We start from the raw sequence: 14,377 nt of genomic DNA, 5'->3' as shown, positions 1-14,377 counted from the left end.
AAAATACGACGCTTAAATACAGTTTGCCTAAAGGCAAGCTACTGACTTGACATCAGAAAAGAGAAAATTATGACAACCTCATTTAAACCAGAATTACTTTCCCCTGCCGGTTCCCTCAAAAATATGCGCTACGCCTTTGCCTATGGTGCGGATGCAGTCTATGCCGGTCAGCCCCGTTATAGCTTGCGTGTGCGTAACAATGAATTTAATCATGCGAATTTAAAAATTGGGATTGATGAAGCCCATGCTCTTGGCAAAAAATTCTATGTGGTGGTGAATATTGCACCGCATAATTCTAAACTTAAAACTTTCATTAAAGATTTACAACCCGTGATCGATATGCAGCCTGATGCCTTAATCATGTCGGATCCCGGTTTAATTATGTTAGTGCGCGAACATTTTCCTGACATTGATATTCATCTTTCCGTGCAAGCCAATGCCGTAAACTGGGCGACAGTGAAATTCTGGAAACAAATGGGATTAACCCGCGTGATTTTGTCCCGTGAACTTTCTTTGGATGAAATTGCCGAAATTCGCCAACAAGTGCCGGATATTGAACTTGAAATTTTCGTACATGGCGCACTATGTATGGCGTATTCCGGTCGTTGCTTGCTTTCAGGTTATATTAATAAACGTGATCCAAACCAGGGAACGTGCACCAATGCCTGCCGCTGGGAATATAAAATGGAAGAAGGTACGGTTGATGAAGTTGGTAATATTGTGCCGAAAATTGATCCGGCACAACAAATCGAGGTCAAAAATGTTGCACCGACACTCGGTGAAGGAACAGTGACGGACAAAGTATTTCTCTATACGGAATCACAAAAGCCGGATGAACAAATGACCGCCTTTGAGGACGAACACGGCACTTATTTTATGAATTCAAAAGATTTGCGTGCCGTACAACATGTAGAAAAACTCACCGCACTTGGCGTACATTCCTTAAAAATTGAAGGTCGAACCAAGTCTTTCTATTATTGCGCCCGCACAGCGCAGGTCTATCGAAAAGCTATTGATGATGCCGTGGCAGGTAAACCTTTCGATGAAAGTTTGATGGATACCTTAGAATCTCTCGCACACCGAGGTTATACCGAAGGATTCTTACGCCGTCATACACATGATGAATATCAAAATTATGAATACGGCTATTCTATTTCCGATCGCCAACAATTTGTCGGAGAATTTACCGGAAAACGTAATGAACAAGGCATGGCGGAAGTCGCAGTAAAAAATAAATTTTTACTTGGTGATGAGGTGGAAATGATGACACCGCAAGGTAATATCAATTTTAAAATTGAAAGAATGCTAAATCGAAAAAATGAACAACTAGAAGCCGCATTAGGTGACGGACATTTCGTGTTCTTAGACATTCCACAAGATATCAATTTAGAATACGCACTCTTAGTGCGTAATTTAGTGAACACCAATACCCGTAATCCACACAATTAATTGTTAATAAAATGTTGCATTTATTTTAAATATTACTATAATGCCTACTCATACCTGATTTGTTTATTCAACAATTCATAGTATGACTCCAAATATTTTGCCCTTTCAAATTTTGAAAGGGCTTTTTTATTCATCTTTATTGAGAATATTCCCTAACAGATTTAATACTAAAGGCTATTCTTTTGAATAGAGTTTATTTACTATTCTGTGTTAATGATTTTCCAATTTTTCTCTGCCTTTACTTGTACAAAAGCAGATATTTTTCAAAAAAACGAGTTCTATCAAAAAAATTAAAAATGCGGCGAAAGATGACCGCACTTTCAATACTTAAATGAAAAAAGCACCTCCAAAGAAAAGGTGCTTCGATTGAAAATAAAAGGAGCTTAGCGGATAGCAAGTTCAGCGACTGTTACACCAACTAAACAAGCGACTAACACACCGATTAAACCCGGCACCATAAAACTGTGGTTAAAATAGTATTTACCGATTTTGGTTGTACCTGTGACGTCAAAATTTACTGTGGCAATATCCGAAGGGTAGTTTGGAATAAAGAAATAAGCATAAGTAGCCGGCATTAACCCCACTAAGATTGGAGCAGAAATACCCAAAGAAATTCCAACAGGAAGTAACATTACCGCTGTTGCTGCTTGACTGTTAATCACCACGGATACAGCGAATAACGCCAGCGCGAATGTCCAAGGATAAGTTTTCACCATATCGGTAATCGCAGCTCTAAATTCAGGCATTGCATATTGGAAGTAAGTATCACTCATCCATGCGATACCGTAAATTGCAATAGCGGCTACCATTCCGGATTTGAACACTACACCGTTTGACACAATTTGTGGATTTGTTTTCGTACTAAGTAAAATAATCCCGCCAAAGCATAGCATCATCATTTGAATAATGAGAGACATTGAAACGGCTTTACCCCCGCCAATGGTGCGAATTTCCGGTACCATCGCAATAACGACAATAGTAACCAAAGCGAGCAAGAACAAATAAACGGATTTTTTCGCACCTTGCGGGAGCGTTTCATTTAACGTCGTACTCGTCGTGTTTAAAATACGCTCACACCATACCGGGTCTTGCAAACGACGTTGATACTCAGGATCTTGCTCCAACTCTTTACCACGGCGCATACTGTATAAAGAAAGGGCGATAGTACCGGCAAAAGTTGCCGGGACGGTTACGCAAATAATATCCAACAAGCTGATATGTTCAAAACCCGGCATTGCCGTGATTTTACCTAAATAAAATACGACCGCAGCAGATAACGGACTGGAGGTGATGGCAAGCTGTGAAGCCACAGAAGATGCAGCCATCGGACGTTCCGGACGAATTTTGTTTTTTAATGCGACATCCCCAATGATGGGCATGATAGTATAAACGGAATGCCCCGTTCCAAGCATAAACGTCAAGAAATAAACCACTATAGGTCCAAGTAATGTGATACGTTTTGGATTTTTACGCAAAATACGTTCGGCAATTTGCAACATAAATTTTAAACCGCCTGCGGCTTCCAATATTGCCGCACAAGTTACCACCGCAAGGATAATAAGCATCACATCAATAGGAGCTTTACCCACCGGCATACGGAAAATAAATACTTCAATAGCAAGCCCGATTCCGGATACTACGCCGAGTCCAATACCGCCGAACCTGCTTCCTACATAAAGCATTAAAAGTAAGAATAAAAATTCTAAATAAAGCATAAAATACCTCAAAAATTAAAAAACTTTGCGAATCATACTCCTTCTGAAGTATAAAACCATATTCTCAATAAGTACTTTTTGAAGAATTTAATGAAAAACTAATTTAGATCAAATTTTATAAAAGGAAAGTGCGGTCTATTTAAAGGGAATTTTAGGTAAGAAAATCAGGCGACCTAAAAAGGTCGCCCGACTTGAAATTATTGATTATTTTGAACGTAATCAATTGCAGATTGAACAGTTGTGATTTTTTCAGCTTCTTCATCCGGAATTTCAATATCAAATTCCTCTTCCAAAGCCATAACTAATTCAACTGTATCTAAAGAGTCCGCACCTAAATCTTCAACGAAAGAAGCTTCAGGTTTCACATCTTCTTCTTTGACACCTAATTGTTCAACGATGATTTTTTTTACGCGTTCTTCAATGCTCATTTGTTTTTCCTATGTTGTTATAACTCATTGCTGAGCGGTTAGTGTATGAATTTTTAACATTCTTGCAATCTTTTCATAAGTGGTCGCACCACAAAATCACAAGTAAAATACATACAGAGAAAATAACGATATACCTTTTATACATTCAAGGCATAACTAAATTATGTTGCGTGGCTGATTTTAACATTATCTAAAATCTTTGGCTATGATTTTATAAGGAGAAATCGCCTAACAAAAAATAACTATTTCCATCAAGGAATTAGCTCATATATAGCCCGCCATTTACATGTAAAGTCGTGCCGGTGATATAGGCCGCATCATCAGATGCCAAAAACGCAACGGCTTTCGCAATATCTTTCGCTTCACCCAAACGCCCTGCCGGTACATTAGCAAGGATGCTTGATTTCTGTTCATCCGTTAATACTTCTGTCATATCAGTTGCAATAAAACCCGGTGCTACAACATTTACGGTAATTCCACGAGATGCGACCTCTTTTGCTAATGCTTTTGAGAAACCAACCACCCCGGCTTTAGCCGCACAATAGTTGCTTTGTCCCGGATTTCCCGTTGAACCAACGACAGAACCAATATTAATAATACGGCCAAAACGCTTTTTCATCATTGAACGCAACATAGCTTTAGAAAGATGATATATCGAAGTTAAATTAGTTTGCATGATGTCAAACCATTCATCATCTTTCATACGCATGAGTAAATTATCACGTGTAATACCTGCATTATTCACCAAAATATCAATGTCGCCAAAGTCATTTTTAATTTGTTCCAACATCGTTTCGATAGAGACTTTATCCGCCACGTTTAATACTAGACCTTTACCTTTTTCACCCAAGTATGCTGAAATAGTTTCTGCGCCTTTTTCAGAAGTCGCCGTACCAATTACAAATGCGCCCTTTAAAACCAATTCTTCGGCAATCGCACGACCAATACCACGCGTTGCCCCCGTTACTAACGCAATTTTACCTTGCATTTTTCTCTCCTCTATACTAATAGTTCTTCAAGCGAATTAAGTGATACAGGATCATTTACCGATGTTGCCTGTAAATCACTCACGATACGTTTTGTTAATCCGTTTAATACCTTACCGGGACCTATTTCCAGCAATACCTGTACACCGTCTTGCGCCATTTTTTCTACCGTTTCCGTCCAACGTACCGGACTGTAAAGCTGGCGAATAAGAGCCGTACGAATAGCGGCACTTTCAGATTCTGTTGCGACATCAACATTATTAATTACTGCGATCTCCGGAATATTCACCACTATTGTTTCTAAGGTAGTTGCTAATTTATCCGCCGCCGGTTTCATCAATGCACAATGTGATGGTACGCTCACTGCTAACGGCAATGCACGTTTAGCACCTGCCTCTTTACACAATGCGGCAGCACGTTCTACCGCCGCCTTCGCTCCTGCAATCACCACTTGTCCCGGTGAATTAAAATTCACAGCAGACACCACTTCGCCTTGTTCAGCCTGTTTACAAGCATTAATAATAGACTCATTATCTAACCCGATGATCGCATACATAGCACCAGTGCCTTCAGGTACTGCTTGTTGCATTAATTTACCACGTAATTCCACCAATTTAATGGCATCTTGAAAATTCAGTACACCCGCGCAAACTAATGCGGAATACTCGCCTAAACTATGACCGGCCATCACTTCCGGCTTAAATTGCGGATATTTTTCTTGCCATACACGATAAATCGCAACGGATGCCGCCAAAAGTGCAGGCTGGGTTTGCCATGTTTTATTTAACTCTTCTACCGGACCTTGTTGAACAAGTTGCCATAAGTCATAGCCAAGCACATCAGAAGCTTGTTTAAAGGTTTCAATAACAATCGGATATTCGGTGGCAAGCTCAGCAAGCATACCGATACTCTGAGATCCCTGCCCTGGGAAGACCATTGCAAATTTTTTCATTCTGTTTTCCTATTTATTCTAAATTGAAATATTTTTTTGATAAAAACCGGCATTCATGATTACATATATTAAAAAGTGCGGTCAAATTTAACCGCACTTTCCAACAATTTCACTGCGATTCTAACAGAATTATCAGAAACGCACCAACGCCGAACCCCAAGTCCAACCACCGCCAAAGGCCTCTAATAGTAGCAACTGACCTCGCTGAATACGACCATCACGAACTGCTTCATCCAATGCCACCGGTACCGTTGCCGCACTATTATTCGCATATTTATCTAACGTAACAACCACTTGCGACATATGCATTTCCAGTTTTTTCGCCGTTGCACTAATAATACGTAAATTTGCTTGATGTGGCACAAGCCAATCTAAATCTTCTTTATTCAAATTATTTGCGGCTAAGGTCTCTTCAACCACATTGGAAAGTTCACGCACCGCAAGTTTAAAGGTTTCATTACCTTGCATTTCAATATAACCGGATTTTTCCACACCACGCTCAGGTTGAGGTAAAACTAACCCATTGTGTTTATCTGCGGAGGCGTGTAGATGGGTAGAGATAATCCCCTCTTGTTCACTTGCCTCTAAAATTACAGCACCTGCGCCATCACCAAATAATACAACCGTGCTACGATCTGTTTCATCTAATTTACGAGAGTTAAGATCAGATCCCACTACTAAAGCTGTTTTTACTTTGCCCGTACGAATAAATTGGTCAGCAACACTTAACGCATAAACAAAACCGGTACAAGCGGCGGCTAAATCGAAAGAAATAGCATCATCAATTTCTAACAACCCTTGAATTTGACAAGCAGCACTCGGATAAGCATGAGAGCTACTGGTGGTAGCAACAATAATTAAATCAATATGTTGAGGGTTAATTCCGGCATGTTCAATCGCTTTTTTGGAAGCCTCAAAACCCATCGTTGCTACAGTTTCATTTTCATCGGCAATACGACGTTCACGAATACCTGAACGAGTAACAATCCATTCGTCCGAAGTATCAACCATTTTCTCAAGATCCGCATTGGTGCGAATACGACTCGGTAAATAGCTACCGGTAGATAAAATTCTGCTATTCATAATCAAATAAATTAAGTCATTAATAACGTGCCAAGCCCGCCAATATTTTTTCCGGAAATTGCAGGCGGGCTTGAAAAACCGCCTCAGTAATGGCGTGAGCAAAGGCGTTCACATTTGCACTCCCGTGACTTTTTACCACTACTGAATTTAAGCCGATAAGTGATGCACCATTATATTCATCGGGGTTAATATGTTTCAACCGCTGATAGCCTGTCTGAAACAAATGACGAACCACCCACGAAAAAACGGATTTTAAATAACGGTGTTTTGGTTGTTCGTTAAATAGGGACAACACATTTTTCGCTGCCCCCTCTAAAGTTTTCAATGCAATATTTCCTGAAAAACCATCACTAACAATCACATCCGCTTTGCCGTTTAGTAATAAATCGCCTTCAATAAACCCGATATAATTAAGTGCGGTCGATTTTTCTAATAGATTTGCCGCATCACGAATAAATTGATGTCCTTTAATTTCTTCAACGCCAATATTTAATAATCCAATTCGGGGATAAACTAAATTCAGTCTATGCTCTGCGAAAATGCTTCCCATTATAGCAAATTGATAAAGATTTTCTGCATTACATTCAACGTTCGCCCCCAAATCCAACATTACAGATTTTTCCCCTCCAATAGTTGGAATCATTGAAACTAAAGCCGGGCGAGTAATACCTTTAAGCGGCTGCAATAAAATCTTTGACAATCCCATTAATGCAGCGGTATTTCCCGCACTAACACAACCCTGTGCCAAACCGTCTTTAACCGCTTCAAGTGCTAAACGCATGGAAGTACCTTTACTATGACGTAAAGCGTAAGAAATACCTTGGTGGTTATCAATAACCCTTGTGCAATGTCGAATTTGTACACGATCTAAAAGTGCTTTAGAGCAATCTTTTAACAAAGGAAAAATCTGTTGGTTATCACCAAATAGAAGTAAAGAAAGCCTTGGATTTTTTTCCAATGCAAGAAGAGATGCGGGGATAGTAATACGGGGACCAACGTCCCCGCCCATCACATCTAACGCTAAGGTTAGACGAGTCAAGTGAATACCTGTAAGTAAAAAGATTACTTATTGATCACTTTACGACCACGGTAGTAACCGTCAGCAGTTACGTGGTGGCGTAAATGAGTTTCACCGCTTGCTTTATCCACTGATACTGCAGCGGTAGTTAACGCATCGTGTGAACGACGCATATCACGACGTGAACGAGATTTTTTATTTTGTTGAACAGCCATTGGCCATACTCCTAAATTAAATTTAATTTACTTTTGCTTTAAATTAGCTAATACAGCGAACGGGTTCGGTTTTTTTGCCAATTCTTCTGGCAATTTGCCAAAAACCTGTTCCTGCGCGGACACTTCACAGTGTTCAGATGAATGCTTCGGTACAAGCGGTAGAGTTAAAATTAACTCATCCTCCACCGTGCCAAGTAAATCTATTTCACCAAACTCATTTAATTCGATCGGTTCATAAATTTCGGGCAATACATCAGCTTGATCCCAATTAACCACCGGACTGTATGTAAATTCACATTCCAATTTCTGTTTGAAAGGTTCCCCACAACGCTGACATTCTAATTCAACCTCAACCTGTGCTTTACCTTTCATCACCGCTAATTTTTGCGGATCAATATAAAACGATAATGTTACCTGTGCATCGCTAAGCACATTTACCGCGGATTCAGCCAAACGCACCAATTGATTAATAGAATAATAGCCTTCATAATCAATCCTTTGTTGTGCGTCTTTAACCGGATCAACGGTCAAGGGTAGTTTTACCTTTTGCATAGGGCGTGAATATTACCTGTTGTAACGAAAATAGTCAAAGGGAAATCACATTTTTATGTTATAAAAACATATGAATTTATCAACAGCAAGTCTCACTTTTAAAAGCGCTTTTTTAAAACTTTACTTGCCGATTAAAAATACGGTTGTAAGAACAACCGCACTTTTATTTTTATTACTCTAGGCGTTTCGCCATTTGTAACCAATCTTGTTTAAATTCACGCCGCATATTATTAATTGCATCAATAATATCGTGGTGAACAAGTTGCTCATTTTGAATACCTACACAGTAACCGCCTTTACCTTGAAGGAGAATATCTACCGCATACCCCCCCATACGTGAAGCCAAAATACGGTCAAAAGCACAAGGAGTCCCCCCACGTTGAATGTGTCCTAATACGGTTGCACGGGTTTCTTGGTTAACTCGCGCTTCAATCTCTTTTGCAAGAGAATGAACATCGGTAATTAACTCCGTGATCGCAACAATCGCATGGCGTTTACCTCGCATAATGCTACTTTCAATTTGCTGAATAAGCTCTTCGCGATTAAATTCCACCTCAGAAGCTACAATATATTCACAGCCCCCTGCAATACCGGCAGAAATAGTTAAATCACTGCAGTGACGTCCCATAATTTCTACGATCGAAATACGTTGGTGAGAACTTGAAGTGTCACGCAAACGGTCAATAGCTTCTACCGCCGTTTGTAGTGCTGTTTGATAGCCAATAGTGTAATCCGTTCCTGCCACGTCATTATCTATCGTACCGGGGATACCCACGCACGGAAAACCATGTTCCTCCGTTAAAAGTTTTGCCCCCATGTAAGAACCGTCCCCACCGATGACCACTAATGCATCAATACCGTGTGAACGTAAAATCTTGGCGCATTTCGTCCGTACCGATTCATCCTTAAACTCAGGGAATCGCGCAGAGCCTAAAAATGTACCGCCACGATTAATAATATCGGACACGCTAAAGCGATTTAATTGCTTAATTCTGTTGTTATATAAGCCTTGATATCCGTCATAAATACCGAATACTTCCAGGCCTTCCGATAATGCTGAACGCACTACGCCACGGATCGCGGCATTCATGCCGGGCGCATCACCACCACTGGTTAATACTGCTATTTTTTTAATCATATACCACCTGCTTAAGTTAATTTAATCAATCGGAAACGTTGTCAAGATTACACCATTCAAACATACTGCTCTATAAAAATTTGAGAAATCTTATCCCTTGTTCTAAATATACTTTTACTCCAGGCTACTTTAGATTTTGGCAATACCATTGCCAATCCATTTTTCCTAAGACTTTCATTTCTTTATCAATCAAATATTTCTTTAAATGCTGTAACGCTTTTTTATTATTTAAGCGTCGGCTATTTTTTACTTTTTGTGAATACTGAAATTGAACAAAACCGCATTGAGGAACATTTTTTCCCATCATGATATTCACTTGCCAAGAAGGCTCCTTATCCGTAGGCGTATAAACGACATAGCCCTTCAACCCTTCATTTTTCTTTGTTTTTTCATTTCTAATCGGAATCAATTTGAATGATACAACATTTGTATTACGATAAATCCGTTCACGTAACGTAATACGTTCTTTAATATCACGATGTTGTTTATTACGATCCAATAACAACTCTATCTGGGATTGCCATTTTTCTAAGGTATCGGGCTTACTCAAATAAATATAACGAGCCACAGAGCCTAAATCTTGCCCGCTAGCCATGCGGTAAATTTTACTGTGATATTTAATTTGATTCGGTACCTCCAATTGAGAAGGCGTGCCTACGCAAGCCGAAAGCAAAAGTGCGGTCAAAATAACAAGAATTTTATTCATCATGGTCTCGCTTAAATACAAATTCATTTTCAGTAGAAGCCGTTGCATCAAACCAATATCCCCCCAAATCAAAGTCTTTTAATTGATCAACCCGGGTTAAACGGTTTTGAATCATATAACGACACATTAATCCTCGAGCTTTCTTCGCATAAAAACTAACAACTTTATAGCGACCATTTTTATTATCCAAAAAAATCGGTTTTACAATGTGCGCTTGAAGCCGGCTTTCTTTTACGGACTTATAATATTCATCGGAAGCAAGGTTTACCAACACATTATCTCCCTGCTCATCAAGCGCTTGTTGCACGGATTGGGTAATCACATCACCCCAAAAGGCGTAAAGATCCTTACCTTTGGCATTCGTTAATTTTGTCCCCATTTCCAAGCGATAAGGTTGCATTAAATCAAGAGGTCGAAGTAAACCATATAACCCCGACAACATACGAAGATGAGATTGAGCAAAACCAATATCTTCATCAGATAGAGTTTCTACCTCCAATCCGGTATAAACATCACCTTTAAAAGCAAAAATAGCCGCGCGAGAATTTTGTTCATTGTGTTCTTTCGTCCACTCGGTAAAACGGGCTGCGTTTAAACCGGCAAGTTTATCGCTAATAGACATTAATGAAGCAATATCTTGCGGCGAAAGCTGTCTGCAAATTTCAATTAATTGCTCGCTATAATCGGTTAAGTGCGGTTGAAAAAAAGAAAATTTTCTGACCGCACTTTCAAAATTTAAGGTTTTTGCAGGGGAAATAATAGCTAACATGGTTTATCCTCAATAAAATCGGTCGCTATCTTAACATATTTTTACACACGTTTATAAAGTCCATTTTCATTGAGGATTAAATCCTGTAATTCCAAATCTAAAAGTTGCACTAACAATACCTCTACGTTCAAACCGAACTCTTGTGCGAGATCATCAATACTCACAGGGGTATAGCCAATTCTGGCATAAAGTTTAGGATGACTTGGCGTTTCGGTTAACTGATGAGAGTTCGTTGACGGAGTATAATTTTGACTTTCAATTCGGCTAAAATCAATCTCCGTTTGACTATGAATAGAATGTTGATACAAGGTTTCTAAAATATCCTTCACATTTTCTACCAGCATTGCACCTTGTTTAATCAAAAGATTACAGCCTTGACTAAACTCACTTTGAATATTGCCCGGTACGGCGAAAATTTCCCGATTTTGCTCTAACGCATAGCGTGCAGTAATAAGAGAACCGCTTTTTTCTGTTGCTTCAACCACCAACGTTCCCACAGAAAGACCGCTAATAATACGATTGCGACGGGGAAAATTTGTTGCAATTGGGGGCTGATTCGGCACAAATTCAGAAACCAACGCACCATTATTTTCCAAAATTTGTTCGGCAAGCCGTCTATTTTTTGCAGGGTAAACTTCCTCCAATCCGCTACCTAAAACGGCAACGGTCTGCCCCTTTACATCCACCACCGCTTGATGACAATATCCGTCAATACCTAATGCTAATCCGCTTGTAATGGTAAAACCAGCAAAAGAGAGCTCTGTAGCAAAATACTTTGCCCAATATTCGCCGTAAGACGTACAATAACGACTGCCTACCATCGCTATTTGACGCTGTGAAATTGCCGTCGCATTCCCCTTAACAAACAAGATAGGAGGAAAACTTCCAATTTGCTTTAACAAAAAAGGATAAAAGGGTGAAAAATAGTTCACCAAATAATTCCCTTCTTTCTCCGCCCAAACGAGAGCTGATTCCATAAATTTTTTTTCTGGTTTAAACCAACGACGAATCTGAATCGCCCCCCATCCCATTTGGCGAAAAACGTTTTCATCTGCGTTCAGCAAATCATCTAATGTCATGGCTGACAAAATTTTATTAATCGCCACACCACCTAATTTGGGTATCTGCATCAAACGAAGTAAAGTTTCATTGATATGTGTCATTATGTTCATCATCCTTTTCTGCAATAAATCGCTAATTATTCAAGTAACTTAAAAATTCGCGAGTTTTTCACCGCATTTTTGCGAGAAAGATCGTAAAAAGAATAAAATCTGATGATTTTTTTACACGCTTAAAAATAAATAAAAGACAGAGAAAAAACAGCTTCCCAACCCCAAACAACAGAATATTATTCTGAGAACAAAAATATAAAAAGATAATTTAACTACCCATATGTTATCAATAACACAACAACAGAGATAAAACGCTAAAAAATCATTTGACAGTTTCTTATTTATTCGTAACATAACAAACGTTTTACAACAAATTTTGATAGGATTTTTATGTTTTCTTCTGTTTCTTTATCTCTCAACCTGCTGCTCACACATTCTTTGTGCGGCTAAGTTGTGGATGAAAAACAATTAAATATAAATCCTCTTTTTGATAAACCCGCACTTCATAGAATTGCGGGTTTTTGTTTAAAAAATTTTGCCAAAACAACCGCACTTTCGGAGTGATTTTAGAAGGATATTATTATGACAGATCGCGTAATTATTTTTGATACAACCTTGCGTGACGGCGAACAAGCATTAAAAGCGAGCTTGACAGTAAAAGAAAAATTGCAAATTGCCTTGGCGTTGGAACGTTTAGGGGTGGATGTCATGGAAGTAGGTTTTCCGGTATCCTCGCAGGGGGATTTCGAATCAGTACAAACGATCGCCCGCCATATTAAACATTCACGCGTGGCTGCCTTATCCCGTGCGGTTGATAAAGATATTGATGCCGCCTACGAAGCATTAAAAGTCGCGGAGGTCTTTCGTATTCACACCTTCATTGCCAGTTCCGCATTACACGTGGAAGCTAAATTAAAACGCACTTTTGATGATGTCGTGGAAATGGCGGTCGCTGCGGTAAAACGAGCCCGCAATTACACTGACGATGTAGAATTTTCCTGCGAAGATGCCGGCCGCACTGGTATTGATAATATTTGTCGTATTGTGGAAGCAGCCATCAATGCAGGTGCGACAACAGTCAATATCCCCGATACCGTAGGTTACTGCTTACCAACAGAATACGGCAATATTATCGCCCAAGTGCGTAATCGCGTACCGAATATTGATAAAGCCGTTATTTCCGTGCATTGCCACAATGACTTAGGTATGGCAACTGCCAATTCCCTAACTGCCGTACAAAATGGTGCACGCCAAATTGAGTGTACAGTCAATGGTATTGGTGAACGTGCAGGTAATACCGCGCTTGAAGAAGTAGTCATGGCGATTAAAACTCGCCAAGCACTGTTTGGCGTGGATACCCGCATTAATACGCAAGAAATCCATCGTGTCAGCCAAATGGTCAGCCAATTATGCAATATGCCGATCCAACCGAATAAGGCAATTGTAGGCGCCAATGCCTTTGCCCATTCCTCCGGTATTCACCAAGACGGTATGTTGAAAAACAAAAATACTTACGAAATTATGTCGCCGGAAAGTATTGGTTTGAAGAAGGAAAAATTAAACCTTACCGCCCGATCCGGTCGTGCCGCAGTAAAAGGTCATATGAGCGATATGGGCTACACCGAGCAAGATTATGATTTGGATAAATTATATGATTCCTTCTTAAAATTGGCGGATAAAAAGGGACAAGTATTCGACTACGATTTAGAAGCCTTAGCATTTATCGATATGCAACAAGGTGACGAGGATCGCTTAGTGTTGGATAAGCTTTCCGCTCATTCTACCAAGGAATATCCGGCAACGGCATTCGTTCAATTACGATTAGACGGCGAAAAATTAAGTACTTCCTCTATTGGTGGTAACGGACCTGTGGATGCGGTATATAACGCCATCTTAAACTTAACCGGCTTAGACATCAAAATGTCCCACTATAATTTAACCGCTAAGGGAGAAGGTGCGGAAGCCTTAGGGCAAGTGGATATTGTGGTGGAACACGAAGGCAGAAAATTCCACGGCGTCGGTTTGGCAACGGATATTGTGGAATCATCAGCGTTAGCCTTGGTTCATGCGATTAATGCGATTTATCGGGCGCATAAGGTGGCGGATATTAAGAATCATAAACATCATTAACTTTAGTTTCGGATTTTGCCCGAAAGGGCGACCTCCTTTCTTTTGCTTGCCCAAAAGAAAGAAGGCAAAGAAAAAGGCTCCCTGCTTTTCCTTATTTCCTTTGTTCCATTGAATTTGCTTAACG

The 14,377-nt window shown here is 39.8% G+C and carries 14 protein-coding genes; 2 read left to right on the top strand and 12 right to left on the bottom strand.

Annotated features, from left to right (window positions below; all coding sequences use genetic code 11):
- Positions 1-69 precede the first annotated feature (69 nt).
- A complete protein-coding gene (gene yegQ / locus BKL51_RS07435; RefSeq protein WP_077466084.1) occupies positions 70-1,449 on the top strand; it encodes a tRNA 5-hydroxyuridine modification protein YegQ in 1,380 nt (459 codons plus the stop codon).
- Positions 1,450-1,832: 383 nt separating this feature from the next.
- On the opposite strand, the gene BKL51_RS07430 is transcribed toward yegQ, so the two are convergent.
- The 12 genes from BKL51_RS07430 to dprA form a co-directional block, all read right to left on the bottom strand.
- Positions 1,833-3,164 carry an anaerobic C4-dicarboxylate transporter gene (locus tag BKL51_RS07430; RefSeq protein ID WP_077466083.1) on the bottom strand — a complete coding sequence of 444 codons (1,332 nt, stop codon included), beginning with the start codon at positions 3,162-3,164 and terminating at the stop codon, positions 1,833-1,835.
- 197 nt (positions 3,165-3,361) lie between these two features.
- A complete protein-coding gene (gene acpP / locus BKL51_RS07425) occupies positions 3,362-3,592 on the bottom strand; it encodes an acyl carrier protein (RefSeq protein ID WP_005544465.1) in 231 nt (76 codons plus the stop codon).
- A 259-nt stretch (positions 3,593-3,851) separates the two neighbouring features.
- Positions 3,852-4,580, bottom strand: a complete 729-nt coding sequence (gene fabG, locus BKL51_RS07420; RefSeq protein WP_077466082.1) for a 3-oxoacyl-ACP reductase FabG — start codon at positions 4,578-4,580, stop codon at positions 3,852-3,854.
- Between the two features lie 11 nt (positions 4,581-4,591).
- A complete protein-coding gene (gene fabD, locus BKL51_RS07415; RefSeq protein WP_077466081.1) occupies positions 4,592-5,530 on the bottom strand; it encodes an ACP S-malonyltransferase in 939 nt (312 codons plus the stop codon).
- 132 nt (positions 5,531-5,662) lie between these two features.
- Positions 5,663-6,613, bottom strand: coding sequence for a beta-ketoacyl-ACP synthase III (locus BKL51_RS07410; protein ID WP_077466080.1), 951 nt, complete (start codon positions 6,611-6,613; stop codon positions 5,663-5,665).
- Between the two features lie 19 nt (positions 6,614-6,632).
- Positions 6,633-7,652 (bottom strand): phosphate acyltransferase PlsX, encoded by a 1,020-nt coding sequence (plsX, locus tag BKL51_RS07405; protein WP_077466079.1) that lies wholly within the window; start codon positions 7,650-7,652, stop codon positions 6,633-6,635.
- A gap of 23 nt (positions 7,653-7,675) precedes the next feature.
- The gene (rpmF, locus tag BKL51_RS07400; RefSeq protein WP_005544470.1) at positions 7,676-7,846 is read right to left on the bottom strand and encodes a 50S ribosomal protein L32; all 171 of its coding nucleotides are present in this window, start codon (positions 7,844-7,846) and stop codon (positions 7,676-7,678) included.
- 27 nt (positions 7,847-7,873) lie between these two features.
- Positions 7,874-8,398 carry a 23S rRNA accumulation protein YceD gene (gene yceD, locus BKL51_RS07395; protein ID WP_077466078.1) on the bottom strand — a complete coding sequence of 175 codons (525 nt, stop codon included), beginning with the start codon at positions 8,396-8,398 and terminating at the stop codon, positions 7,874-7,876.
- A gap of 172 nt (positions 8,399-8,570) precedes the next feature.
- Positions 8,571-9,536 carry a 6-phosphofructokinase gene (pfkA, locus tag BKL51_RS07390; RefSeq protein ID WP_077466077.1) on the bottom strand — a complete coding sequence of 322 codons (966 nt, stop codon included), beginning with the start codon at positions 9,534-9,536 and terminating at the stop codon, positions 8,571-8,573.
- 124 nt (positions 9,537-9,660) lie between these two features.
- The gene (locus BKL51_RS07385; RefSeq protein ID WP_077466076.1) at positions 9,661-10,242 is read right to left on the bottom strand and encodes a hypothetical protein; all 582 of its coding nucleotides are present in this window, start codon (positions 10,240-10,242) and stop codon (positions 9,661-9,663) included.
- Positions 10,235-11,011: a peroxide stress protein YaaA gene (gene yaaA, locus BKL51_RS07380; protein ID WP_077466075.1), complete on the bottom strand. Its 777-nt coding sequence runs from the start codon at positions 11,009-11,011 to the stop codon at positions 10,235-10,237. Before yaaA ends, BKL51_RS07385 begins: the two co-directional genes overlap by 8 nt.
- Before the next feature lie 41 nt (positions 11,012-11,052).
- Entirely contained in the window at positions 11,053-12,174 is a 1,122-nt protein-coding gene (dprA, locus tag BKL51_RS07375) for a DNA-processing protein DprA (protein WP_077466074.1), read from the bottom strand.
- A 531-nt stretch (positions 12,175-12,705) separates the two neighbouring features.
- On the opposite strand from dprA, the gene leuA reads away from it, so the two are divergent.
- Positions 12,706-14,253 carry a 2-isopropylmalate synthase gene (leuA, locus tag BKL51_RS07370; protein WP_077466073.1) on the top strand — a complete coding sequence of 516 codons (1,548 nt, stop codon included), beginning with the start codon at positions 12,706-12,708 and terminating at the stop codon, positions 14,251-14,253.
- Positions 14,254-14,377: the final 124 nt, after the last annotated feature.

It is taken from the genome of Rodentibacter sp. Ppn85 (assembly GCF_001999335.1).
Lineage (GTDB): Bacteria > Pseudomonadota > Gammaproteobacteria > Enterobacterales > Pasteurellaceae > Rodentibacter.
The sequence above is the reverse complement of the archived record's forward strand: the minus strand, read 5'-3'. Positions and strand labels throughout refer to the sequence as shown.